Origin of the sequence: Salmonella sp. SAL04157 (assembly GCF_046551635.1) — a bacterium.
Taxonomy (GTDB): Bacteria; Pseudomonadota; Gammaproteobacteria; order Enterobacterales; family Enterobacteriaceae; genus Salmonella; species Salmonella enterica.
In genome coordinates this window covers 66,672-90,218 of the sequence record NZ_JBGDVS010000016.1, presented here as the reverse complement: position 1 = coordinate 90,218, position 23,547 = coordinate 66,672, and the positions used below count along the sequence as shown (strand labels likewise).

The following is a 23,547-nucleotide window of genomic DNA, read 5'->3' as shown; positions in this document are numbered from 1 at the left end:
GAGCGGTAGTTCAGTTGGTTAGAATACCTGCCTGTCACGCAGGGGGTCGCGGGTTCGAGTCCCGTCCGTTCCGCCACCCTAATTAGGGGCGTAGTTCAATTGGTAGAGCACCGGTCTCCAAAACCGGGTGTTGGGAGTTCGAGTCTCTCCGCCCCTGCCAGAAATAATCCTTAGCAGATGCTAAGGATTTTTTTTGCCTGAAATTACCTGATTACCTGGTCAGGTAATCGTAAGTTCCCTTCTTTTTCTTTTCATCATTTTCATTGTTCATCCAGCACATCCGTTTTTAACAGATCGCAGATCAGCGAGTATTTATCGCTGTTTTGCAACCAAATGGCGTATAGCGGCCGTGAAAGCGTTGCGCTGTCGGCAACGGTATGTAATCCGCCCTTTTCATTTGCCCAGTTTACAGGAAGCCAGCTACAGCCATTTAATGCGCTAAGCTGCTGTCGGGCGAGTTCGGCTGAGCTGGTTGTTAATACCGGCACTTCATCTGCTGCGATCAGCCCGGTTTCATGCTGTTGGAAGTCTGGTCCCCACTCCAGCCGCAGATAATTGAGTTCTGATTTCTTACGGGCAGGGCTGCTGCAATACAACGCCAAAGTGAAGTGCCCTAACAGCTGACTGCTGAACTCATCCATTTTGGGCGCTTCGGTAGTAATGAGGAGATCAAGCTGGCGTTCATGAAGTTGCTTCACAAGCGATTGCCGTTGAGCGATTCTGGCTTCGAATTGCAGGCCGCTTTGCGGCTCCTGTAGTTGGTACAGTCGACCCAGCCAGGCGTTAAGCATACACTCCCATAAAGACGCACTGGCGCCGATGGAAAACTCGTTATGGCGTGAGGTATGCGCCACCTCTTTACGTGCCGCCTGCCACGTATTCATCAGCGTTTCCGCATACGGTAAAAGTTTTTCGCCAGCTGTGGTTAAACGGATATTGTTTCTGTGCCGCGTAAAAAGGTTTACGCCCAGTTGATTCTCCAGTTGCCTGATACGAAAGCTCACCGCGGATTGCGTCAGGTAAAGTGCTTCTGCGGCCCGCCCGAAATGGCGTGTCCGGCTAACTTCCAGGAAAGTTTTTAACAATTCCGTATCCACTGTGCTCTCCACAAAATTATTTGTCGTTATGATTTAAATGTTTTGTTTTACACTCTGTCAAGCGTAACTAATACTCCGCGCCATAAATAGCTCAGACAAAGAATTAGGAGCGTGCAGGATGGCGGAAAGCTTTACGACGACTAATCGATATTTTGACAATAAACATTATCCACGTGGATTCTCTCGTCACGGTGATTTCACGATTAAAGAGGCACAACTGCTTGAGCGTCATGGTCATGCCTTTAATGATCTGGATCTTGGCAAGCGTGAGCCTGTGACTGAAGAAGAGAAGCTGTTTGTAGCGGTATGTCGCGGTGAACGCGAGCCGGTAACGGATGCAGAACGCGTCTGGTCCAAGTATATGACGCGTATCAAGCGTCCAAAACGCTTCCACACCTTGTCTGGCGGCAAGCCGCAAGTTGAAGGCGCAGAAGACTACACCGAAGCTGATGATTAATAAAAAGGGCGTAATGCCCTTTTTTTACGCCAACAGTTTTTGCAAATGAATTAACAACCTGTCTATCGCCCGATAGCTTACCGCCTCCTGCAAATGCTGACGCGAGATCTGGTCAGCCAGTTCTATGTCGGCAATGGTTCTGGCCACTTTTAGTAAACGCTGCCAGGCGCGAATGGATAAACCAAGATGCACTAGCGTGTCTTCAAGCCAGCGGGCGTCATCGTGATGCAAAACACAATATTTTTGGATTTCGCGACCCTCCAGACGCGCGTTTAACTTCTTCTGGCGTCGGTACTGCCGTTCATGGGCGGCGATGACCCGCTTTTTTACCGTAGCGCTGCTCTCACCCTTTGAGGCATGTTGGCTAAGAATCCCGGGCGGTGGAAGCGGTATCTCAAGCGAAAGGTCAAAACGATCAAGAAACGGGCCTGACAACCGATTAAGGTAACGTAGTGTCTGTTCTGGCGTGCAGCGATTATGGTTTCCCTGATAATGTCCGGTCGGGCTGGGATTCATTGCGGCGATTAACTGGAACCTGGCAGGGTACGTTATTTTCGCTCTGGTACGGGATAAATGAATTTGACCGGATTCTATAGGTTCACGTAGCGCATCCAGTGTGCGTCGTTCAAATTCAGGCAATTCATCAAGGAACAAAATTCCGTTGTGCGCCAGCGATATCTCTCCCGGGGCGGGTATTGCGCCGCCGCCGACCATAGCAGTAAGTGAGGCGCTATGATGAGGTGAGCGAAAGGGGCGTTGCTGCCATCGTTTTTGTACCGTATCGGCATTAACCAGACTGAGGATCGCGGCGCTTTCCAACGCCTCTTCATTGCTTAATGGTGGAAGAATCCCGCTCAGTCGACTGGCCAGCATGGTTTTACCCGTACCCGGCGGGCCGATCAATAGCAGATTATGTCCCCCTGCCGCTGTAATCTCCAGGCCGCGTTTACCCTGCTCCTGACCGATCACATCGAGAAGATCGGCAGTTGCGGTAGGCGATGCCATATCCTGAGCTAAAGGTCTTTCCAGGGCGTGTTTCCCTTCCAGAAAGGCGCAGACGGTTTGTAGATGATCGGCGATAAAACATCCTTCTTTGCTGATAAGCCCAACCTCCGCCGCGTTCTCTGTTGCGACGATAATATTTCTGCCGGCCCTGATGGCTTCCGTTGCACTTGATATTGCGCCAGGAACGCCGCGTAATGCGCCTGTAAGCGCTAACTCACCCACCAGCTCATATGCCTCAAGATTCGACGCTGTAAGCTGCTCAGACGCGGCCAGAAGCGCAACAGCAATAGGCAGGTCATACCTTCCGCCCTCTTTCGGTAGATCGGCTGGAGCAAGGTTAATGGTTATTTTTTTAGCCGGAAATTCATATCCGCTATTAATAATCGCACTACGTACCCGGTCACGCGCCTCTTTTACCGTGGTTTCTGGTAGGCCAACCATGGTTAATCCCGGTAATCCATTACTGATATGCACCTCTATAGTGATAGGCGGCGCATTGACGCCAAGTGCGGCGCGGGTATGAACAATCGCCAGTGACATAATCCCTCCTGTTACGTGGATTATGCGGAATAGAAGAGAAAATCGAATTACTGACTTTTTGTTTTTTAGCGGCTGCTTCCTGAGTTTTGGCGTCATTTTCAGGCAAGAAACATCAAACTGGAAGAACGCTCGCAGAAGCGAAAAGAAGGAAAACAGGGTGTAGAGTGCGCCAAAAGGGGGAGGAAAACGTGAAAATTTTTCAGTTGCTAATTTTTCTTATAAAAAACAAAGCCCTTGTAGGCATTCACCTGCATTATCTGAAACGTGGTTAAAAAAATATCTTGTGCTATTGGCAAAACCTATGGTAACTCTTTAGGTATTCCTTCGAACAAGATGCAAGAATAGACAAAAATGACAGCCCTTCTACGAGTGATTAGCCTGGTCGTGATTAGCGTGGTGGTGATTATTATCCCACCGTGCGGGGCTGCACTTGGACGAGGAAAGGCTTAGAAATCAAGCCTTAACGAACTAAGACCCCCGCACCGAAAGGTCCGGGGGTTTTTTTTGGCCTGAAAAACTTAAGCGAGGAGCAGAGCGTGAATAACAGCATAAAATTCTGTTTCTCAAGATTTACGACGGGGATGTAACTATGAACGGGGCACAGTGGGTGGTACATGCTTTGCGAGCGCAGGGGGTGAAAACCGTATTTGGTTATCCTGGTGGCGCAATTATGCCGGTTTACGACGCGTTGTATGACGGTGGTGTGGAGCATTTGTTGTGCCGACACGAGCAGGGTGCCGCAATGGCGGCAATCGGTTATGCCCGTTCTACCGGCAAAACCGGTGTTTGTATCGCCACTTCCGGCCCTGGCGCCACTAACCTGATCACTGGCCTGGCGGATGCGTTGTTAGATTCGGTCCCCGTCGTCGCGATCACGGGTCAGGTGTCCGCCCCGTTCATCGGCACCGATGCGTTCCAGGAGGTGGATGTGTTAGGGCTGTCGCTGGCCTGTACCAAACACAGCTTCCTGGTGCAGTCGCTGGAAGAGCTGCCTCGTATCATGGCAGAGGCTTTTGAAGTCGCCAACGCTGGCCGTCCTGGCCCGGTTCTGGTGGATATCCCGAAAGATATCCAGTTAGCCAGCGGAGCGCTGGAGCCCTGGTTTACTACCGTTGATAACGAAGCGACCTTCCCGCAGGCTGATGTGGAACAGGCGCGCCAGATGCTGGAACAGGCGAAAAAACCCATGCTGTACGTCGGCGGTGGTGTTGGTATGGCGCAGGCAGTTCCGGCGCTGCGTAAATTTATCGCGGTAACGCAAATGCCAGTTACCTGCACGCTGAAAGGGCTGGGGACTGTTGAAGCTGATTATCCGTACTATCTGGGCATGCTGGGAATGCACGGTACTAAAGCGGCTAATTTCGCGGTGCAAGAGTGTGATTTACTGATCGCCGTTGGTGCACGTTTTGATGACCGGGTGACCGGTAAGCTGAATACGTTTGCGCCGAACGCCAGCGTAATCCATATGGATATCGACCCGGCGGAAATGAACAAACTGCGTCAGGCACACGTCGCGTTGCAGGGCGATTTAAATTCGCTGTTGCCGGCATTACAGCAACCGCTGAAGATCGACGCATGGCGTCAGTCCTGTGCAGAGCTGCGCGCAGAACACGCCTGGCGCTATGATCATCCTGGCGAGACTATCTATGCGCCGTTGTTGTTGAAGCAATTGTCGGAACGCAAACCCGCAGACAGTGTGGTGACGACGGATGTTGGGCAGCATCAGATGTGGTCAGCCCAGCATATGACTTACACCCGCCCGGAGAACTTCATCACTTCCAGCGGTCTGGGGACGATGGGATTCGGCTTACCGGCGGCCGTTGGCGCACAGGTAGCGCGACCGAATGATACCGTTATCTGTATCTCCGGTGACGGCTCCTTCATGATGAATGTTCAGGAGTTGGGCACCGTAAAACGCAAGCAGTTACCGTTGAAGATAGTCTTACTCGACAACCAGCGGTTAGGGATGGTTCGACAATGGCAGCAACTGTTTTTCCAGGAGCGATATAGCGAAACCACCCTGACCGATAACCCCGATTTCCTCATGCTGGCCAGCGCCTTCGGCATTCCAGGCCAGCACATTACTCGTAAAGACCAGGTTGAAGCGGCACTCGACACGATGTTGGCAAGCGAAGGGCCGTACCTGCTTCACGTCTCAATCGACGAACTTGAAAATGTCTGGCCGTTGGTGCCGCCTGGCGCCAGTAACTCTGAAATGCTGGAGAAATTATCATGATGCAACATCAGGTCAATGTATCGGCACGCTTTAATCCAGAAACCTTAGAACGTGTTTTACGCGTGGTGCGCCATCGTGGTTTTCAGGTGTGCTCCATGAATATGGAAGCCGCGACCGATGCGCAGAATATAAATATTGAATTGACCGTTGCCAGTCCCCGGTCGGTCGACTTACTGTTTAGTCAGTTAAGTAAACTGGTAGATGTTGCGCATGTCGCAATCTGCCAGAGCGCTGCCACATCACAACAAATCCGCGCCTGAGCGCAAAAGGAAGAAAAATGACGACGAAAAAAGCTGATTACATTTGGTTCAATGGCGAGATGGTGCGCTGGGAAGACGCGAAGGTTCACGTAATGTCTCACGCGCTGCACTACGGTACGTCGGTATTTGAAGGGATTCGGTGCTACGACTCTCACAAAGGCCCGGTAGTGTTTCGTCATCGTGAACATATGCAGCGCCTGCGCGACTCAGCAAAGATTTATCGTTTTCCGGTTTCCCAGAGTATTGATGAGCTGATGGAAGCCTGCCGCGACGTAATTCGTAAAAATAATCTGACCAGCGCCTATATCCGTCCGTTGGTATTTGTAGGCGATGTCGGTATGGGCGTTAACCCGCCCCCGGGATACACCACTGACGTCATCATCGCCGCGTTCCCGTGGGGGGCATACCTGGGCGCCGAAGCGCTGGATCAGGGGATCGATGCGATGGTTTCTTCCTGGAATCGCGCTGCGCCGAACACCATTCCGACCGCCGCGAAAGCGGGCGGGAACTATCTTTCCTCACTGCTGGTGGGTAGCGAAGCGCGCCGCCACGGCTATCAGGAAGGCATCGCCCTGGATGTAAACGGCTATATCTCCGAAGGCGCAGGCGAAAACCTGTTTGAGGTAAAAGATGGCGTGCTGTTTACTCCGCCGTTTACCTCTTCCGCGCTGCCAGGCATTACTCGCGACGCGATCATCAAACTGGCGAAAGAGCTGGGTATTGAAGTGCGCGAGCAGGTGCTGTCCCGTGAATCGCTGTATCTGGCCGACGAAGTGTTTATGTCCGGAACCGCGGCAGAAATTACTCCGGTACGCAGCGTTGATGGTATCCAGGTAGGTGAAGGCCGTTGCGGCCCTGTTACCAAGTGTATTCAACAAGCCTTCTTTGGTCTCTTCACTGGAGAAACCGAGGATAAATGGGGCTGGTTGGATCCGGTAAATTCATAATAAATAAAATTAATATTTTCCCAAAATAATTTGCGTCACAGGAAGGCGGCAACGCAGCGAATCCCCAGGAGCTTACTGTAGTAAGTGACTGGGGTGAGTGAGGCAGCCAACGCACCTGTGGCGTGAAGTATGAAGGGAAAAGATGGGGAGTAAATAAAGCATGCCTAAGTACCGTTCCGCCACCACCACCCATGGTCGTAATATGGCGGGTGCCCGCGCGCTGTGGCGCGCCACCGGAATGACCGACAGTGATTTTGGCAAACCGATTATCGCCGTGGTGAACTCATTCACTCAGTTTGTGCCGGGTCACGTTCATCTGCGCGATCTCGGTAAGCTGGTCGCCGAACAGATTGAAGCTTCCGGCGGTGTGGCGAAAGAGTTCAACACTATTGCCGTGGATGACGGGATCGCCATGGGGCACGGGGGTATGCTCTATTCACTGCCGTCGCGCGAGCTGATCGCCGACTCCGTGGAGTACATGGTGAACGCTCACTGCGCTGACGCGATGGTGTGTATCTCCAACTGCGACAAAATCACCCCAGGGATGCTCATGGCCTCGCTGCGCCTGAATATTCCGGTGATCTTTGTTTCCGGCGGACCGATGGAAGCCGGGAAAACCAAACTGTCCGATCAGATCATCAAGCTCGATCTGGTTGATGCCATGATTCAGGGAGCGGACCCGAAAGTCTCTGACGATCAAAGTAACCAGGTGGAGCGCTCCGCCTGTCCAACCTGCGGCTCCTGCTCCGGCATGTTTACCGCTAACTCCATGAATTGCCTGACCGAAGCGCTGGGCCTGTCGCAGCCGGGCAACGGTTCGCTGCTGGCGACCCATGCTGACCGGAAGCAGTTGTTCCTCAATGCCGGTAAGCGGATTGTTGAACTGACTAAACGCTATTACGAACAGGATGACGAAAGTGCACTGCCGCGTAACATCGCCAGCAAAGCCGCGTTTGAAAACGCCATGACGCTGGATATTGCGATGGGCGGTTCGACCAATACCGTTCTGCATCTACTGGCGGCGGCGCAGGAAGCGGAAATCGACTTCACCATGAGTGATATCGACAAGCTGTCCCGCAAGGTGCCGCAGTTGTGTAAAGTGGCGCCAAGTACCCAGAAATACCATATGGAAGACGTTCACCGTGCCGGCGGTGTGCTGGGTATTTTAGGCGAGCTGGATCGCGCCGGGCTGCTGAACCGCAACGTGAAAAACGTATTAGGCCTGACGCTGCCACAAACGCTGGAACAGTACGACATCACGGTTACGCAGGACGAAGCGGTTAAAAAAATGTTCCGTGCTGGCCCTGCCGGTATCCGTACTACCCAGGCATTCTCGCAGGATTGTCGCTGGGATTCGCTGGATGACGACCGCGCAGCGGGTTGCATCCGCTCGCTGGAATATGCCTATAGCAAAGACGGCGGTCTGGCGGTGCTGTATGGCAACTTCGCCGAAAACGGCTGCATCGTTAAAACCGCGGGCGTGGATGACAGCATCCTTAAATTCACCGGCCCGGCGAAAGTGTATGAAAGCCAGGACGACGCGGTAGAGGCGATTCTCGGCGGCAAAGTAGTGGAAGGCGATGTAGTCGTGATCCGCTACGAAGGGCCGAAAGGCGGGCCGGGAATGCAGGAAATGCTCTATCCGACCAGTTTCCTGAAGTCGATGGGGCTGGGCAAAGCCTGCGCGCTCATCACCGATGGGCGTTTTTCCGGCGGTACTTCGGGTCTTTCCATCGGCCACGTCTCGCCGGAAGCGGCCAGCGGTGGCACTATTGCGCTGATTGAAGATGGCGACACCATTGCGATTGATATCCCGAACCGCAGCATTCAGTTGCAGTTGAGCGAGGCTGAAATCGCCGCACGCCGCGAGGCGCAAGAAGCTCGTGGCGACAAAGCCTGGACGCCGAAAAATCGTCAGCGTCAGGTTTCGTTTGCCCTGCGTGCCTACGCCAGCCTGGCGACCAGCGCCGATAAAGGCGCGGTGCGCGATAAATCGAAACTGGGAGGTTGATGATGGCGGAATCTCAACCTCTGTCAGTCGCGCCGGAAGGGGCGGAGTATCTGCGCGCGGTGCTACGCGCGCCAGTATACGAAGCGGCGCAGGTGACGCCGCTGCAAAAAATGGAAAAGCTCTCGTCACGTCTGGATAACGTTATTCTCGTCAAACGCGAAGACCGGCAGCCGGTACATAGCTTTAAGCTGCGCGGCGCTTACGCGATGATGGCCGGATTGACCGAAGAACAAAAAGCCCACGGCGTGATTACCGCGTCGGCGGGGAACCATGCACAGGGCGTGGCGTTCTCCTCCGCGCGGCTTGGCGTGAAGTCGCTAATCGTCATGCCAAAAGCAACGGCGGATATTAAAGTCGATGCGGTACGCGGTTTTGGCGGCGAAGTGCTGTTGCACGGCGCTAATTTTGATGAAGCGAAAGCGAAAGCTATTGAACTGGCGCAGCAGCAGGGTTTTACCTGGGTGCCGCCGTTTGATCACCCAATGGTGATCGCCGGGCAGGGCACGCTGGCGCTGGAGCTGCTTCAGCAGGATTCGCATCTCGATCGTGTCTTTGTGCCGGTTGGCGGCGGCGGCCTGGCGGCGGGCGTAGCGGTGCTGATCAAACAACTGATGCCGCAAATCAAAGTGATTGCCGTCGAAGCGGAGGATTCCGCCTGCCTGAAAGCGGCGTTGGAAGCCGGTCATCCAGTGGATCTCCCGCGCGTTGGGTTATTTGCTGAAGGCGTGGCGGTAAAACGCATCGGCGACGAAACCTTCCGCCTGTGCCAGGAATATCTCGACGACATTATTACAGTCGATAGCGACGCGATCTGCGCGGCGATGAAAGATCTGTTTGAAGATGTGCGTGCGGTGGCGGAGCCCTCCGGCGCGCTGGCGCTGGCGGGGATGAAAAAATATATCGCCCAGCACAATATTCGCGGCGAACGCCTGGCGCACGTCCTTTCCGGCGCCAACGTCAACTTCCACGGCTTGCGCTATGTGTCTGAACGCTGCGAGCTGGGGGAACAGCGCGAAGCGTTACTGGCGGTGACCATTCCGGAAGAAAAGGGGAGCTTCCTCAAATTCTGCCAGTTGCTTGGCGGGCGTATGGTCACTGAATTTAACTACCGTTTTGCCGACGCGAAAAATGCCTGTATTTTTGTCGGCGTCCGCGTCAGTCAGGGGCTGGAGGAGCGAAAAGAGATTATCACCCAACTCTGCGACGGCGGTTATAGCGTAGTGGATCTCTCCGACGATGAAATGGCGAAGCTGCATGTGCGCTATATGGTCGGCGGACGCCCCTCCAAGCCATTACAGGAGCGTTTGTTCAGCTTTGAGTTTCCGGAATCGCCCGGTGCCTTGCTGAAGTTCCTGCATACGTTGGGTACCCACTGGAATATTTCGTTATTCCATTACCGCAGCCACGGTACCGATTATGGCCGCGTGCTGGCGGCGTTCGAGTTAGGCGATCATGAGCCGGATTTCGAAACCCGGCTGCATGAGCTGGGCTATGAATGCCATGATGAGAGCAATAACCCGGCGTTCCGGTTCTTTCTGGCGGGGTAGGAATAGTAATGACCGGAAGAAATGTCTCCTTCCGGTCATCTGCATAGACGGCGCGTCAGGGAGTGGGATAATAAACTGACGATCGCTATGAGTAAGGGCAAAAAGATGGCTGGACGCTTTCAGGGATTTGCACAAGAAGGGCTCAATTTTCTTCAGCAGGTTTGTATTGAGAACGACAAAGCCTGGTTCGATGAGCACCGCTTTATCTACGAAAGAAGCCTTCTGACTCCATTCCGCGCGCTGGTGGACGACCTTGCTCCAGCGATGCTGGAAATCGATCCACTGCTGGAAACCCGACCCGCCATCGGTAAAACCCTGTCGCGTATTCACCGCGATACCCGTTTCTCGCACGACAAATCGCTGTACCGCAGCCGGATGTGGCTGACCTTTAAGCGTTCAGCTAAAAACTGGATCGATGCGCCAGCCTACTTTTTTGAAATCAGCCCCGATACTCTACGCTATGGGTTGGGTTACTACAGCGCCAGCAAATCTACGATGGATCTGTTTCGCCATACGTTGAGGAAGCGGCCTGATGCGTTTTTACAGGTTGCCGAATGCTGCAGCCCGCCGTTTGAGCTGGTGGGGGAAAGCTATAAGCGGCTGCTGGCCAAAGATCTCGATCCGGCGATACCCGACTGGTATCAGCGTAAAACGTTTGCCGTGATGGTGACGGATAATGACGTAGAAAAACTCTTCCATGCCGATCTGGTCACACGGCTGGCCGAGAGTTTCCAACAGTTGGAGCCGCTGTACCAGTGGCTGATGACGGTGGAAACCATGAAGCAGGTGAACCCGGCGGATTTATAAAAGATTGCCGTTATGTATTAACATTTTTCGGGATAAAGTGTATTTCCAGGAATCGCCCTTTACCTACCTGGTGAGGCCCTTCCATTATAACAAATAACTGATTTTCCCTGATCTGGAGATAATGCTCATCATTGAATGTGAAAGCCAGGCTAACAATGAAAGGGAAATCAAAAAGTTCAATTTCTCCTTCGACAAAGGTGATGCCCCAATATTCATCCGTGAGGGACGGTATGACAATGTCGGGTCGATACCCTTTTATCGGTAAGAGTTTTCGCTTCGTAGAATCAAATTCTACTTCTGCACGGACATAGTTGCCTGAATTTCCGCCCATAGCAGCATGGGGCTCCTTAAGGATACGCGCAGTCTTACTGTTTTTTGGGAGCATAAGCCGACTCTTGTTATTTCATCACTGTCTCTCGAACGTATTTATCTAATTTGTCCGATTCATAAAATGCCATACACCGCTCCAGCACGTTATTAGCGTCTTTAGCGCTATCGGGGTGGAGCGCCATCGTTAAGCGGTCAAAGCCTTCTGTTTCTTTGGCGACGAATTTAAGGAATGGTTTCCATTTCCCGGCATTATCTAACGCGTAGGTTTTAACTAAAAACGACATATCATGGCCTGGAGCATAAAAAGCATCCGGCGGAATGCGTTTATGATAGTTATCAACAAGGCACTGCTTTAACGCCAGATGCTTTACATCCTGTACGGTAATGCCCGTCGGTTTAGCCTGTACGCTGAAGCATATCGCTACCAGCGCAGATAACAGCATTATTTTTGTGCGCATTTTATTATCTTATCAACCCTGAACAATTTTCCAGAATGCATCAATTAGCGGCTCATGCAGCCGCTTTTTCTGCACGCAGACGCCAAGCTCAAACGGCGTTTTTTCGTCGCTGCGCTCTAAAATCATCACCCGATTGCGCACCGGCTCCGGGCTGTTTTCCAGCACCACTTCCGGCAGCAGCGCCACGCCGCAGCCCAGCGCCACCATTGAAACCATCGCTTCATGACCGCCGACGGTGGCGTAAATCTGCGGATTGCTGATTTTATGGCGGCGAAACCACAGCTCAATGCGGCGGCGTACCGGCCCCTGATCGGCCATGATAAACGGCACCGTCGACCAGTCGGGCTTATCAACCGAAACCTGATTACGCACCGGGCAGGGCAGCGCCGGGGCGATCAGCACCACCGCCAGATTTTCCAGCATCGAAAACGCCACCGCGCCGGGTAGCGTTTCCGGCTTACCAGCAATCGCCAGATCGGCCTCGCCGGTGACCACTTTGTCCATGGCATCGGCGGCGTCGCCGGTGGTGAGCTTAATTTCCACCGAGGGATGTTCGGCGCGAAAACGGTCGAGGATCGGCGGCAGATGACTGTATGCCGCGGTCACCGAGCAGAAAATATGCAGTTCGCCGGAAAGGGATGGCCCCTGCTGATCGAGGGTATGGCGCAACTGCTGATATTGCAAAAGTGTCTGTTGGGCAAACACTCGCAGCTCTTCACCCGCTTCGGTCAGCGTGACCGTGCGGTTATCACGCACAAACAGCGGCTGGCCGAGATCTTCTTCCAGCCGCTGGATCTGCCGGGAGAGCGTGGAGGGGCTGACGTGCATCGCCCGCGCGCTGCGGCCAAAGTGGCGGCTTTCCGCCAGATGCAGGAAGGTTTTTAGATCGCGTAAATCCACAGACAGACCTCCGGTTTTTGACGTTGCATAAACCGCAACATAACGTTGTGAATATATCAATTTCCGCAATAAATTTCCTGTTGTAATGTGGGTTCATTCGCACAGATAGCAATCTGTAAACCGAACAATAAGCGCGACAACACAACATCACGGAGTACACCATCATGGCTAACTACTTTAATACACTGAATCTGCGCCAGCAGCTGGCGCAGCTGGGTAAATGTCGCTTTATGGGCCGCGACGAATTCGCCGATGGCGCGAGCTACCTGCAGGGTAAAAAAGTGGTCATCGTCGGCTGTGGCGCTCAGGGGCTGAACCAGGGCCTGAACATGCGTGACTCCGGTCTGGATATTTCCTACGCCCTGCGTAAAGAAGCCATTGCTGAGAAGCGTGCTTCCTGGCGTAAAGCGACCGAAAACGGCTTCAAAGTGGGTACCTACGAAGAGCTGATCCCGCAGGCTGACCTGGTGGTTAACCTGACGCCAGACAAACAGCACTCCGACGTGGTGCGCTCCGTACAGCCGCTGATGAAAGACGGCGCGGCGCTGGGCTATTCACACGGCTTCAACATCGTGGAAGTGGGCGAGCAGATCCGTAAAGACATCACCGTGGTGATGGTGGCGCCGAAGTGTCCGGGCACCGAAGTGCGCGAAGAGTACAAACGTGGTTTCGGCGTGCCGACGCTGATCGCCGTTCACCCGGAAAACGACCCGAAAGGCGAAGGCATGGCGATTGCGAAAGCCTGGGCTGCGGCCACCGGCGGTCACCGTGCGGGCGTACTGGAATCTTCTTTCGTTGCGGAAGTGAAATCTGACCTGATGGGCGAGCAGACTATTCTGTGCGGTATGCTGCAGGCCGGTTCTCTGCTGTGTTTCGACAAGCTGGTGGCAGAAGGCACCGACCCGGCATACGCCGAAAAACTGATTCAGTTCGGCTGGGAAACCATCACCGAAGCGCTGAAGCAGGGCGGCATCACCCTGATGATGGACCGTCTGTCTAACCCGGCGAAACTGCGTGCTTACGCGCTGTCCGAACAGCTGAAAGAGATCATGGCGCCGCTGTTCCAGAAACACATGGATGACATCATCTCCGGCGAATTCTCTTCCGGCATGATGGCTGACTGGGCTAACGACGATAAGAAACTGCTGACCTGGCGTGAAGAGACCGGTAAAACCGCGTTCGAAACCGCACCGCAGTTTGAAGGTAAAATCGGCGAGCAGGAGTACTTCGATAAAGGCGTGCTGATGATTGCGATGGTGAAAGCGGGCGTTGAGCTGGCGTTCGAAACCATGGTCGATTCCGGCATCATCGAAGAATCCGCTTACTACGAATCACTGCACGAACTGCCGCTGATCGCCAACACCATCGCCCGTAAGCGTCTGTACGAAATGAACGTGGTTATCTCCGATACCGCAGAATACGGTAACTACCTGTTCTCTTACGCCTGCGTACCGTTGCTGAAACCGTTTATGGCGGAATTGCAACCGGGCGATCTGGGTAGTGCTATCCCGGAAGGCGCGGTAGACAACGCACAGCTTCGCGACGTGAACGACGCGATTCGTAGTCATGCGATTGAGCAGGTAGGTAAGAAACTGCGCGGCTATATGACGGATATGAAGCGTATTGCGGTAGCGGGTTGATATACCTTGTCGGGTGGCGCTAGCGCTTACCCGACCTACAAAATCAAGCAGACGATGTAGGCCGGGTAAGGCGTAGCCGCCACCCGGCTTTTTATTTGCGATACAATACTTTAATGATGTGGTAACCGAACTGGGTATGCAGCGGGCCGGTTGGCTCCAGTACCGGGCAGGAAAAGACTACTTTATCGAATGCCGGAACCATCTGGCCCTGACGAAATTCGCCTAAATGACCGCCTTTTTTACCGGATGGGCAGATAGAATGCTTCTTCGCCAGCTTCTCAAAATCGCCGCCGTTTTTAATTTGCTCCAGAAGATCTAAAGCCAGTTTCTCTTCTTTTACAAGGATATGCAGTGCTGCTGCCGTTTTTGCCATTATTGTGTTCTCACGTCGCAAAGATTGGCCGTCACTTTATCACTCCTTAGGCCGTCAGACATATACTCTTCGCCATTACAGGACAGATGTCCCGCCTGATTTAATGAACCGGGAGATAAGCGGCATTTTTAGCAGGCGTATTTCGGATGCGCGGGACGGCGGTCCTGTCCTTTCTGACAAGGGGCGAGATACCATGAACATAATGAAAAACGCAGAATTTCCAGACGACTGGCTTTTAGGGCTACGCCAGGTCGTACGCGACCCAGTGCTCTATGAATTACTCAAATACTGCCCGTTGGAAATCATGCAGTACAGGGCGTTTATGCGATGTCGCTTGAGTATGTTCTGCTGACGGGGGTTCTTACAGTTGGATCAAGAGCGCACAGCGTAATGGCTATACGCCGCTTGCCGCCAGAGCCTGCTGATTGACCTTTTCCAGGCTGCCTGAAAAAGCAGCCTGGTCTTCTCTGGGCCTCGCTTTCTGCTACAATCCCTCCCCCGTTCGAAGATTGAGCACTATTCCCATGCGTTTAAATCCCGGCCAACAACACGCTGTCGAATTCGTCACCGGACCCTGCCTGGTGCTGGCAGGAGCGGGTTCTGGTAAAACTCGCGTAATTACCAATAAAATCGCCCACCTGATCCGCGGATGCGGCTATCAGGCCCGGCATATTGCGGCGGTGACGTTTACCAACAAGGCCGCGCGTGAGATGAAAGAACGCGTCGGGCAGACGCTCGGCCGTAAGGAAGCGCGCGGTTTGATGATCTCCACCTTTCATACGCTAGGGCTGGATATTATTAAGCGCGAGTACGCTGCGCTGGGGATGAAATCGAACTTTTCATTGTTTGACGATACCGACCAGGTCGCCTTGCTCAAAGAGCTGACCGAAGGCCTGATCGAAGACGACAAGGTTCTGTTGCAACAGCTGATCTCTACGATCTCCAACTGGAAAAACGATCTCAAAACGCCTGCGCAGGCGGCGGCCGGGGCGAAAGGTGAACGCGATCGTATTTTTGCTCACTGCTACGGGCTTTATGACGCCCATATGAAGGCATGCAACGTTCTCGATTTTGATGATTTGATTTTGCTGCCGACGCTGCTGCTGCAACGCAATGACGAGGTGCGCGAGCGCTGGCAGAATAAAATTCGTTATCTGCTGGTGGATGAATATCAGGATACTAACACCAGCCAGTATGAGTTGGTTAAGCTGCTGGTCGGGCAACGCGCGCGCTTTACGGTCGTAGGCGATGACGATCAGTCTATCTACTCCTGGCGCGGGGCGCGTCCGCAAAACCTGGTGTTACTGAGCCAGGATTTTCCGGCGCTGCAGGTGATTAAGCTGGAGCAAAACTATCGTTCTTCGGGCCGCATCCTGAAAGCGGCGAATATTCTCATCGCCAACAATCCGCACGTCTTTGAAAAGCGCCTCTTTTCCGAGCTCGGTTACGGCGCGGAACTCAAAGTGTTAAGCGCAAACAATGAAGAGCATGAAGCTGAGCGCGTTACCGGCGAACTGATTGCCCATCACTTTGTGAACAAGACCCAGTACAAGGATTACGCCATTCTGTATCGCGGGAATCATCAGTCGCGGGTATTTGAAAAATTCCTCATGCAGAACCGTATTCCGTACAAAATTTCCGGCGGCACCTCATTTTTCTCCCGTCCGGAGATTAAAGACCTGCTGGCCTACCTGCGGGTGTTGACCAACCCGGATGATGACAGCGCTTTCCTGCGCATCGTGAATACGCCAAAACGCGAAATCGGTCCGGCCACTCTGCAAAAACTGGGTGAATGGGCAATGACGCGTAATAAAAGCCTGTTTACCGCCAGCTTTGATATGGGGCTTAGCCAAAAGCTGACCGGACGTGGTTACGATTCATTGACGCGTTTTACCCACTGGCTGGGGGAAATCCAGCGTCTGGCCGAACGCGAGCCTGTCGCCGCCGTGCGCGATCTCATCCACGGTATTGACTATGAATCCTGGTTGTACGAAACCTCGCCGAGCCCCAAAGCGGCGGAAATGCGTATGAAAAACGTTAACCAGCTCTTTAGCTGGATGACTGAGATGCTGGAAGGCAACGAACTCGATGAGCCGATGACGCTGACCCAGGTGGTTACACGCTTTACGCTGCGCGATATGATGGAGCGCGGCGAGAGCGAAGAAGAGCTGGATCAGGTACAGTTGATGACGCTTCATGCATCGAAAGGACTGGAGTTCCCGTATGTCTATATGGTGGGAATGGAAGAAGGATTTTTGCCGCATCAAAGCAGCATTGACGAAGATAACATTGAGGAAGAGCGTCGGCTGGCCTATGTCGGGATCACTCGCGCGCAGAAAGAGCTCACCTTTACATTATGTAAAGAGCGCCGTCAGTATGGGGAACTGGTGCGCCCGGAACCCAGTCGCTTCCTGTTAGAACTGCCGCAGGATGATTTAATCTGGGAGCAGGAGCGCAAAGTGGTAAGCGCTGAGGAGCGAATGCAAAAAGGGCAAAGTCACCTGGCTAATCTGAAAGCCATGATGGCGGCAAAGCGAGCGAAATCGTAGGCCGGATAAGCGAAGCGCCATCCGGCAATCAGACTACGGTTAGCGAACGTCCAGCGGCCAGTGTACATAGCTTTGCCACTGGCTTTCCTGATCAATCAACTCTTTACCCAGCGGGTGATGCGCCAGCCAGTCGCCAGGCAAGGTTAACGTCAGATTTTCATTTAGCGCCCGTAGCGTAATTTCTGGTACCAGATCGTCACGACGGCGACCGGCAAAAAGAATCGCCAGGCGCAGCAAACGGCATAGCTGTTCCGCAACACGGGGCGGTACCGCGTTTTGCTGATGAAGCGAAGAGAGATCGACCGGATTGGTCTGATTCAGTAAGAGGGTGGCGAGCAACTTTTTCTGCGCGGGCGTATAGCCAGGCAGATCCAAATGGCGTACTAAATAGGCGGCATGATAGGGCGCCTGTTTAAAATCAACGCTCAGACCGATCTCATGCAACTGGCAAGCGCTAAGCAACAGTTCACGACTGATAGGCTCAATATGCCAGGCATTTTCTACCTGTTTGAGGAAGTTATCTGCCAGCTTCGCTACGCGGTTCGCCTGATCGGTATCGACGATAAACCGACGCTGAATGTTTCGCAGCGTGCGGCTGCGGATATCCTGATCTACCGCCAGATGCAACATCCCATACACCAGCCCTTCGCGTAACGCGCCGCCTGCCAGCGTCATGCTCTGGATGTTCAGCTCGGTAAATATCGCGATCAGAATAGCCAGCCCACTTGGGAAAACCAGCGCGCGTTCCAGCGTCAGGCCTTCGATTTCCAGCTCTTCCAGACGCCCGCACTGTATCGCGCGTTGTTTTAGCTGCTGCAGTTTGGCGAGCGTAATGCGCTCGTCCATCCCCTGCGCCATCATGATTTCCTGCAATGCCTGTACGGTGCCGGAGGCACCCACGCAGACCTTCCAGCCATGAAAACGCAGTTCATCGGCGACCGGACGCAGTACATCGCGCGCGGCCTTCTCCGCATCATCAAAGTTTTCTTGCGCCAGATTACGATCGCTAAAATAGCGTTCAAGCCACGTTACGCAGCCCATCGACAGGCTAAACAGCGACGTGGTTTGCGCGCCAGTGCCGGTAACCAGTTCAGTGCTGGCGCCGCCGATATCCACCACCAGCCGCTGATCTGCGCCGCCGGTGGTATGAGCGACCCCCTGATAAATTAGCCGCGCCTCTTCTTCGCCGCTGATAACCTGCACCGGACAACCAAGGATAGTCTGCGCTTTCGCGATAAATTCCCCTGCATTGACGGCGAGACGCAATGTTGCGGTGGCAACCACGCGGATTTGCGGCTGCGGAATATCCTGCAAACGTTCAGCAAACAGACGCAGGCATTGCCAGCCGCGTTCCATCGCTTCGGCTGAAAGGTGGTTGTCGTTGTTCAGACCCGCGGCCAGACGCACCTTGCGTTTTATTCGGGTCAGCGTCTGGATGCTTCCCGCCGCCTCGCGCACGACCAGCATATGAAAACTATTGGAACCGAGATCAATAGCGGCATACAACGAGGTGGAATTCATACACTTCATCCTTCAACCTGTATCCGTGTTGGCTGCGTACTCTTCCTAAGCTCATCGGGATTTGTTTTCTTGCCGCCTTGATACAGGCTAAATGATTTTGTGTATGGCATAACTTTTCTTAACCTGAACGACGACGATTACGCGGAGCGCCAGCGCGGCGCGGACCATTGCCAGGACGCGAACGCGTCAGGCGCAACGGCTTGGGTAGATCGTTCATGAGCGCTTCCGGATTGTATTTGCTGACCGGAATCGAGTGGCCGATATAGCTCTCAATGGCGGGCAGATTCAGCGCATACTCTTCGCAAGCCAGGCTGATGGAATGTCCGCTGGCGCCAGCGCGACCGGTACGACCGATACGGTGAACATAGTCTTCACAATCATCTGGCAGATCGTAGTTAAAGACGTGCGTTACGGCGGGGATATGCAACCCGCGCGCCGCGACATCGGTCGCCACAAGAATATCCAGATCGCCGCGGGTGAACTCATCCAGAATCCGCAGGCGCTTTTTCTGCGCGACGTCACCGGTCAGCAGACCAACACGATGGCCATCTGCCGCCAGATGTCCCCAGATATCTTCGCAACGATGCTTGGTGTTGGCGAAAATAATGGCGCGATCCGGCCACTCTTCTTCGATCAGCGTTTGCAGTAAACGCATTTTCTCTTCATTAGAGGGGTAGAAAAGCTCTTCTTTAATGCGGTGGCCGGTCTTTTGCTCCGGTTCCACTTCAACATATTCGGCGTTGTTCATCTGTTCAAACGCCAGCTCGCGAACCCGATAAGACAGGGTGGCGGAGAACAACATGTTCAGACGCTGCGCAGCCGGCGGCATACGACGGAACAGCCAGCGGATATCTTTAATAAAGCCCAAATCGTACATGCGATCGGCTTCATCGAGTACGACGACCTGAATGGCGCCGAGGTTAATGTGGTTTTGTTTGGCGTAGTCGATCAGTCGGCCCGTCGTACCAATAAGAATATCAACGCCGCTTTCCAGCACTTTAAGCTGCTTGTCGTAACCATCGCCGCCGTAAGCCAGGCCTAATTTTAAGCCTGTCGCTTGCGCCAACGGCTCCGCGTCTGCGTGAATTTGTACGGCTAATTCACGCGTCGGCGCCATGATCAGCGCGCGCGGCTGGTTCACCTTGCGATCGTCGATCGCGGGATGAGAAAGTAAATAATGAAACGTTGACGTCAGAAACGCCATCGTTTTCCCGGTACCGGTTTGCGCCTGCCCTGCAACGTCACGACCCGCCAGCGTTAGCGGAAGGGCCAGTGCCTGAATGGGCGTACAATTATAAAACCCTTTTTTTTCAAGGGCTTCAACCACCTGTGGGTGCAGGGCGAAGTCGGAAAACTTCTGTTCTGTTAAATGTGTTTTGCTCATAGTGTGGTAGAATATCAGCTTACTATTGCTTTACGAAAGCGTATCCGGTGAAATAAAGTCAACCTTTGTTGGCGAAGTTAACATCAGCACCTCGTTGGTTAATGCTACACCAACACGCCAGGCTTATTCCTGTGGAGTTATATATGAGCGATAAAATTATTCACCTGACTGACGACAGTTTTGACACGGATGTACTCAAAGCGGACGGGGCTATCCTCGTTGATTTCTGGGCAGAGTGGTGCGGGCCGTGTAAAATGATCGCTCCGATTCTGGATGAAATCGCTGACGAATATCAGGGCAAATTGACCGTTGCCAAACTGAACATTGACCAGAACCCAGGTACTGCGCCTAAATATGGCATCCGCGGTATTCCGACTCTGCTGCTGTTTAAAAACGGCGAAGTGGCGGCAACCAAAGTAGGCGCACTGTCTAAAGGTCAGTTGAAAGAGTTTCTCGACGCCAATCTGGCGTAATACCTTTTATACGTCGAATGACAAAGGCGCTGTATGGTCAGGCGTCTGTCATTCGACGAATGATTAAGGTATCAGGCAGTTTCGTGGCGTCTGTTGTCCTTACGTTATTCTTAAATTGTCAGGATCTCTGGACGCCCGGTCTGAGTCGTGCTAAGTTAGTATTGACTTCGAATTAAACATACCTTATTAAGTTTGAATCTGGTTTTATCCGTCACTTCCCGTTTTTTCTCGCACGAGAAGTGGAAAGATTCCTGGCTCTTCGCTCATTCCGTCTTGTCGTTTCAGTTCTGCGTACTTTCCTGTGACCAGACAGCGAACAGACATGAGTTGATAGCCGTAAACAGGCATGGATGACCCTGCCATACCATTCACAACATTAAGTTCGAGATTTACCCCAAGTTTAAGAACTCACACCATTATGAATCTTACCGAATTAAAGAATACGCCGGTTTCTGAGCTGATCACTCTCGGCGAAAGTATGGGGCTGGAAAACCTGGCCCGTATGCGCAAGCAGGACATTATTTTTGCCATCCTGAAGCAGCACGCAAAGAGTGGCGAAGATATCTTTGGCGACGGTGTGCTGGAGATATTGCAGGATGGATTTGGTTTCCTCCGTTCTGCAGACAGCTCCTACCTCGCCGGTCCTGATGATATCTACGTTTCCCCCAGCCAAATCCGCCGTTTCAACCTCCGCACTGGTGATACCATTTCTGGTAAGATTCGCCCGCCGAAAGAAGGTGAACGCTATTTTGCGCTGTTGAAAGTTAACGAAGTTAACTACGACAAACCGGAAAACGCCCGTAACAAAATCCTCTTTGAGAACTTAACCCCGCTGCACGCAAACTCTCGTCTGCGTATGGAGCGTGGTAACGGTTCTACCGAAGACTTAACGGCACGCGTTCTGGATCTGGCTTCGCCGATCGGTCGCGGCCAGCGCGGTCTGATTGTCGCGCCGCCGAAGGCGGGTAAAACCATGCTGCTGCAGAACATCGCGCAGAGCATCGCGTATAACCACCCAGACTGCGTGCTGATGGTGCTGCTGATTGACGAACGTCCGGAAGAAGTAACCGAGATGCAGCGTCTGGTGAAAGGCGAAGTGGTTGCGTCTACCTTTGACGAACCGGCATCCCGCCACGTTCAGGTTGCTGAAATGGTTATCGAGAAGGCGAAACGTCTGGTTGAACACAAGAAAGACGTTATCATTCTGCTCGACTCCATCACCCGTCTGGCGCGTGCCTACAACACCGTGGTGCCGGCTTCCGGTAAAGTATTGACCGGTGGTGTGGACGCTAACGCCCTGCATCGTCCGAAGCGTTTCTTCGGCGCGGCGCGTAACGTGGAAGAGGGCGGTAGCCTGACGATCATCGCGACGGCGCTGATCGATACCGGTTCCAAGATGGACGAAGTTATCTACGAAGAGTTTAAAGGCACCGGTAACATGGAGCTGCATCTTTCGCGTAAGATCGCTGAAAAACGTGTCTTCCCGGCTATCGACTACAACCGTTCCGGTACCCGTAAAGAAGAGCTGCTCACCACTCAGGAAGAGCTGCAGAAAATGTGGATCCTGCGTAAGATCATCCATCCGATGGGTGAAATTGACGCGATGGAATTCCTCATTAACAAACTGGCGATGACCAAAACTAATGACGACTTTTTCGAGATGATGAAGCGCTCATAACCTGGTCTTTACCTGAAAACGCCACGTTTTTACGTGGCGTTTTTGTTTTGCGATTCATCTTAGCGTCATGTCATATAAACTGGTCATCGGGATATGCGCTACAGAGTAACACCATGCACAATACACATTGTTTGCGGTAAAAAGTGTAATGTTCTAACAGGTCTCTTCTAGGAGCTGGCGTAACGCATTATACTTTAAGGAAATGATATATGCTGAGAGCACATACACTGTGAAGTTACTCACCGCTTTATCTGAGCTAATTAGTATTTTTTTATTCACGACCATTTTTATTTTTCTTGCGCGAAAAGTAGCCATAAAAATTGGTTTAGTGGATAAACCAAACTTTCGTAAACGACATCAGGGTGTTATCCCATTAGTCGGCGGGATTTCTGTGTTTGCAGGAATCTGCTTTATGTTTGGCCTCTCGGATTACTACATACCGCACTTATCGCTATATCTTATTTGCGCTGGTGTATTGGTTTTTGTTGGTGCGATGGATGACCGTTTTGATATCAGTGTAAAAATTCGTGCTGTGGTTCAGGCCGTTATTGCGGTTGTAATGATGGTTATCGCAAAACTTCACTTAGGTAGCCTTGGTTACATCTTTGGGCCTTGGGAGTTAGTGCTTGGCCCCTTTGGCTATTTCCTTACCCTGTTTGCGGTATGGGCGGCGATCAACGCTTTCAATATGGTGGACGGTATTGACGGCCTGCTGGGGGGGTTATCCAGCGTCTCATTTGCGGCGATGGGGCTGATTTTATGGTTTGATGGTCAGACTAGCCTGGCAATGTGGTGCTTTGCCATGATCGCCGCAATTCTGCCTTACATTATGCTTAATCTCGGTATTTTGGGGCGGCGTTATAAAGTCTTTATGGGCGATGCCGGTAGTACACTGATTGGCTTTACCGTCATCTGGCTCTTACTGGAAACGACGCAGGGGAAAACTCACTCTATCAGCCCAGTTACTGCGCTATGGATTATCGCTATTCCATTGATGGATATGGTGGCGATTATGTATCGCCGTCTGCGTAAAGGGATGAGCCCCTTTTCCCCTGATCGCCAACATATTCATCATTTGGTTATGCGAGCAGGGTTTACTTCCCGCCAGGCATTTGTTCTTATTACGCTCGCAGCGGCGATTCTGGCGGGAGTAGGCGTAACGGCAGAATACTCTCATTTTGTTCCTGAATGGGTTATGTTGGTGCTCTTTTTGCTAGCATTCTTCCTCTATGGCTACTGCATTAAGCGGGCCTGGAAGGTGGCGAGATTTATTAAGCGTGTGAAGCGTCGCCTGCGCAGGCAACGTGAGAACCGGCCAAACTTAACCAAGTAAA

At 52.8% G+C, this 23,547-nt stretch carries 23 protein-coding genes, 1 tRNA gene and 2 pseudogenes; 18 read left to right on the top strand and 8 right to left on the bottom strand.

Annotated elements, in window-relative coordinates:
* Positions 1-84 precede the first annotated feature (84 nt).
* Positions 85-160 (top strand) — tRNA-Trp (locus ACLJRE_RS22500).
* A 100-nt stretch (positions 161-260) separates the two neighbouring features.
* Here ACLJRE_RS22500 and hdfR read toward each other — a convergent pair.
* Positions 261-1,109: an HTH-type transcriptional regulator HdfR gene (gene hdfR / locus ACLJRE_RS22495; protein ID WP_001541181.1), complete on the bottom strand. Its 849-nt coding sequence runs from the start codon at positions 1,107-1,109 to the stop codon at positions 261-263.
* A gap of 106 nt (positions 1,110-1,215) precedes the next feature.
* Here hdfR and maoP point away from each other — a divergent pair, with 106 nt between their 5' ends.
* Entirely contained in the window at positions 1,216-1,554 is a 339-nt protein-coding gene (maoP, locus tag ACLJRE_RS22490; RefSeq protein WP_000840996.1) for a macrodomain Ori organization protein MaoP, read from the top strand.
* 24 nt (positions 1,555-1,578) lie between these two features.
* Here maoP and ACLJRE_RS22485 read toward each other — a convergent pair whose 3' ends face one another.
* The gene (locus ACLJRE_RS22485) at positions 1,579-3,099 is read right to left on the bottom strand and encodes a YifB family Mg chelatase-like AAA ATPase (RefSeq protein ID WP_023212404.1); all 1,521 of its coding nucleotides are present in this window, start codon (positions 3,097-3,099) and stop codon (positions 1,579-1,581) included.
* Between the two features lie 351 nt (positions 3,100-3,450).
* On the opposite strand from ACLJRE_RS22485, the gene ilvL reads away from it, so the two are divergent.
* From ilvL to ACLJRE_RS22445, 8 genes are all read left to right on the top strand, one after another.
* The gene (ilvL, locus tag ACLJRE_RS22480) at positions 3,451-3,549 is read left to right on the top strand and encodes an ilv operon leader peptide (RefSeq protein WP_001311244.1); all 99 of its coding nucleotides are present in this window, start codon (positions 3,451-3,453) and stop codon (positions 3,547-3,549) included.
* An 86-nt stretch (positions 3,550-3,635) separates the two neighbouring features.
* A complete protein-coding gene (ilvX, locus tag ACLJRE_RS22475; RefSeq protein WP_192930503.1) occupies positions 3,636-3,686 on the top strand; it encodes a peptide IlvX in 51 nt (16 codons plus the stop codon).
* Positions 3,687-3,688: 2 nt separating this feature from the next.
* Positions 3,689-5,335: an acetolactate synthase 2 catalytic subunit gene (ilvG, locus tag ACLJRE_RS22470; protein ID WP_023212405.1), complete on the top strand. Its 1,647-nt coding sequence runs from the start codon at positions 3,689-3,691 to the stop codon at positions 5,333-5,335.
* A complete protein-coding gene (gene ilvM / locus ACLJRE_RS22465; protein WP_000983260.1) occupies positions 5,332-5,595 on the top strand; it encodes an acetolactate synthase 2 small subunit in 264 nt (87 codons plus the stop codon). The genes ilvG and ilvM overlap by 4 nt, the downstream gene beginning before the upstream one ends.
* 17 nt (positions 5,596-5,612) lie before the next feature.
* Positions 5,613-6,542, top strand: coding sequence for a branched-chain-amino-acid transaminase (ilvE, locus tag ACLJRE_RS22460; RefSeq protein WP_023212406.1), 930 nt, complete (start codon positions 5,613-5,615; stop codon positions 6,540-6,542).
* Between the two features lie 160 nt (positions 6,543-6,702).
* Positions 6,703-8,553: a dihydroxy-acid dehydratase gene (gene ilvD, locus ACLJRE_RS22455; protein ID WP_001127442.1), complete on the top strand. Its 1,851-nt coding sequence runs from the start codon at positions 6,703-6,705 to the stop codon at positions 8,551-8,553.
* Positions 8,554-8,555: 2 nt separating this feature from the next.
* Positions 8,556-10,100 carry a threonine ammonia-lyase, biosynthetic gene (ilvA, locus tag ACLJRE_RS22450; RefSeq protein WP_023212407.1) on the top strand — a complete coding sequence of 515 codons (1,545 nt, stop codon included), beginning with the start codon at positions 8,556-8,558 and terminating at the stop codon, positions 10,098-10,100.
* 105 nt (positions 10,101-10,205) lie between these two features.
* Positions 10,206-10,907, top strand: coding sequence for a DUF2461 domain-containing protein (locus ACLJRE_RS22445; protein WP_001609033.1), 702 nt, complete (start codon positions 10,206-10,208; stop codon positions 10,905-10,907).
* Positions 10,908-10,917: 10 nt separating this feature from the next.
* Here the strand turns inward: ACLJRE_RS22445 and ACLJRE_RS22440 are convergent, their stop codons facing one another.
* The 3 genes from ACLJRE_RS22440 to ilvY all read right to left on the bottom strand — a co-directional run bounded on the left by ACLJRE_RS22440 (position 10,918) and on the right by ilvY (position 12,595).
* Entirely contained in the window at positions 10,918-11,238 is a 321-nt protein-coding gene (locus ACLJRE_RS22440) for a hypothetical protein (protein WP_000509396.1), read from the bottom strand.
* Between the two features lie 67 nt (positions 11,239-11,305).
* Positions 11,306-11,695 (bottom strand): hypothetical protein, encoded by a 390-nt coding sequence (locus ACLJRE_RS22435; protein ID WP_001259309.1) that lies wholly within the window; start codon positions 11,693-11,695, stop codon positions 11,306-11,308.
* Positions 11,696-11,707: 12 nt separating this feature from the next.
* The gene (ilvY, locus tag ACLJRE_RS22430; protein WP_023212408.1) at positions 11,708-12,595 is read right to left on the bottom strand and encodes an HTH-type transcriptional activator IlvY; all 888 of its coding nucleotides are present in this window, start codon (positions 12,593-12,595) and stop codon (positions 11,708-11,710) included.
* Positions 12,596-12,759: 164 nt separating this feature from the next.
* Here ilvY and ilvC point away from each other — a divergent pair, with 164 nt between their 5' ends.
* Positions 12,760-14,235 (top strand): ketol-acid reductoisomerase, encoded by a 1,476-nt coding sequence (gene ilvC, locus ACLJRE_RS22425; protein ID WP_000024943.1) that lies wholly within the window; start codon positions 12,760-12,762, stop codon positions 14,233-14,235.
* 91 nt (positions 14,236-14,326) lie between these two features.
* Here ilvC and ppiC read toward each other — a convergent pair whose 3' ends face one another.
* A complete protein-coding gene (ppiC, locus tag ACLJRE_RS22420) occupies positions 14,327-14,608 on the bottom strand; it encodes a peptidylprolyl isomerase PpiC (protein ID WP_001631442.1) in 282 nt (93 codons plus the stop codon).
* A gap of 193 nt (positions 14,609-14,801) precedes the next feature.
* Here ppiC and ACLJRE_RS22415 point away from each other — a divergent pair.
* From ACLJRE_RS22415 to rep, 3 genes and pseudogenes are all read left to right on the top strand, one after another.
* Positions 14,802-14,957 (top strand): annotated as a pseudogene (locus ACLJRE_RS22415) (Crp/Fnr family transcriptional regulator); the annotation flags it as partial.
* Positions 14,909-15,033, top strand: a pseudogene (locus tag ACLJRE_RS22410) (nicotinamide riboside transporter PnuC); the annotation flags it as partial. The pseudogenes ACLJRE_RS22415 and ACLJRE_RS22410, both read left to right, overlap by 49 nt.
* Before the next feature lie 99 nt (positions 15,034-15,132).
* Positions 15,133-17,157 (top strand): DNA helicase Rep, encoded by a 2,025-nt coding sequence (rep, locus tag ACLJRE_RS22405; protein ID WP_001238842.1) that lies wholly within the window; start codon positions 15,133-15,135, stop codon positions 17,155-17,157.
* A gap of 39 nt (positions 17,158-17,196) precedes the next feature.
* On the opposite strand, the gene gppA is transcribed toward rep, so the two are convergent.
* Together gppA and rhlB are read right to left on the bottom strand one after the other, a co-directional pair.
* Positions 17,197-18,678 (bottom strand): guanosine-5'-triphosphate,3'-diphosphate diphosphatase, encoded by a 1,482-nt coding sequence (gene gppA, locus ACLJRE_RS22400; protein ID WP_001089450.1) that lies wholly within the window; start codon positions 18,676-18,678, stop codon positions 17,197-17,199.
* 118 nt (positions 18,679-18,796) lie between these two features.
* Complete coding sequence (gene rhlB, locus ACLJRE_RS22395; RefSeq protein ID WP_000047525.1) at positions 18,797-20,062, bottom strand: ATP-dependent RNA helicase RhlB; 1,266 nt, start codon at positions 20,060-20,062, stop codon at positions 18,797-18,799.
* Between the two features lie 143 nt (positions 20,063-20,205).
* Here rhlB and trxA point away from each other — a divergent pair, with 143 nt between their 5' ends.
* From trxA to wecA, 4 genes are all read left to right on the top strand, one after another.
* A complete protein-coding gene (gene trxA / locus ACLJRE_RS22390; RefSeq protein ID WP_001280776.1) occupies positions 20,206-20,535 on the top strand; it encodes a thioredoxin TrxA in 330 nt (109 codons plus the stop codon).
* Positions 20,536-20,782: 247 nt separating this feature from the next.
* Entirely contained in the window at positions 20,783-20,866 is an 84-nt protein-coding gene (locus tag ACLJRE_RS22385) for a rho operon leader peptide (protein ID WP_134820045.1), read from the top strand.
* 87 nt (positions 20,867-20,953) lie between these two features.
* Positions 20,954-22,213 carry a transcription termination factor Rho gene (gene rho / locus ACLJRE_RS22380; RefSeq protein ID WP_001054532.1) on the top strand — a complete coding sequence of 420 codons (1,260 nt, stop codon included), beginning with the start codon at positions 20,954-20,956 and terminating at the stop codon, positions 22,211-22,213.
* 229 nt (positions 22,214-22,442) lie between these two features.
* A complete protein-coding gene (gene wecA, locus ACLJRE_RS22375; RefSeq protein ID WP_000771937.1) occupies positions 22,443-23,546 on the top strand; it encodes a UDP-N-acetylglucosamine--undecaprenyl-phosphate N-acetylglucosaminephosphotransferase in 1,104 nt (367 codons plus the stop codon).
* Position 23,547: the final 1 nt, after the last annotated feature.

Bases quoted from the DNA above. Each gene is read 5' to 3' on its own strand.
- ilvM (WP_000983260.1), top strand. From the start codon at position 5,332: ATGATGCAACATCAGGTCAATGTATCGGCACGCTTTAATCCAGAAACC.
- ACLJRE_RS22445 (WP_001609033.1), top strand. From the start codon at position 10,206: ATGGCTGGACGCTTTCAGGGATTTGCACAAGAAGGGCTCAATTTTCTT.
- ilvG (WP_023212405.1), top strand. From the start codon at position 3,689: ATGAACGGGGCACAGTGGGTGGTACATGCTTTGCGAGCGCAGGGGGTG.
- ilvL (WP_001311244.1), top strand. From the start codon at position 3,451: ATGACAGCCCTTCTACGAGTGATTAGCCTGGTCGTGATTAGCGTGGTG.
- rhlB (WP_000047525.1), bottom strand. From the start codon at position 20,062: ATGAGCAAAACACATTTAACAGAACAGAAGTTTTCCGACTTCGCCCTG.
- trxA (WP_001280776.1), top strand. From the start codon at position 20,206: ATGAGCGATAAAATTATTCACCTGACTGACGACAGTTTTGACACGGAT.
- ppiC (WP_001631442.1), bottom strand. From the start codon at position 14,608: ATGGCAAAAACGGCAGCAGCACTGCATATCCTTGTAAAAGAAGAGAAA.
- gppA (WP_001089450.1), bottom strand. From the start codon at position 18,678: ATGAATTCCACCTCGTTGTATGCCGCTATTGATCTCGGTTCCAATAGT.
- ilvD (WP_001127442.1), top strand. From the start codon at position 6,703: ATGCCTAAGTACCGTTCCGCCACCACCACCCATGGTCGTAATATGGCG.
- ilvE (WP_023212406.1), top strand. From the start codon at position 5,613: ATGACGACGAAAAAAGCTGATTACATTTGGTTCAATGGCGAGATGGTG.
- ACLJRE_RS22440 (WP_000509396.1), bottom strand. From the start codon at position 11,238: ATGGGCGGAAATTCAGGCAACTATGTCCGTGCAGAAGTAGAATTTGAT.
- ilvC (WP_000024943.1), top strand. From the start codon at position 12,760: ATGGCTAACTACTTTAATACACTGAATCTGCGCCAGCAGCTGGCGCAG.
- rep (WP_001238842.1), top strand. From the start codon at position 15,133: ATGCGTTTAAATCCCGGCCAACAACACGCTGTCGAATTCGTCACCGGA.
- maoP (WP_000840996.1), top strand. From the start codon at position 1,216: ATGGCGGAAAGCTTTACGACGACTAATCGATATTTTGACAATAAACAT.
- ACLJRE_RS22435 (WP_001259309.1), bottom strand. From the start codon at position 11,695: ATGCGCACAAAAATAATGCTGTTATCTGCGCTGGTAGCGATATGCTTC.
- ACLJRE_RS22485 (WP_023212404.1), bottom strand. From the start codon at position 3,099: ATGTCACTGGCGATTGTTCATACCCGCGCCGCACTTGGCGTCAATGCG.
- ilvA (WP_023212407.1), top strand. From the start codon at position 8,556: ATGGCGGAATCTCAACCTCTGTCAGTCGCGCCGGAAGGGGCGGAGTAT.
- rho (WP_001054532.1), top strand. From the start codon at position 20,954: ATGAATCTTACCGAATTAAAGAATACGCCGGTTTCTGAGCTGATCACT.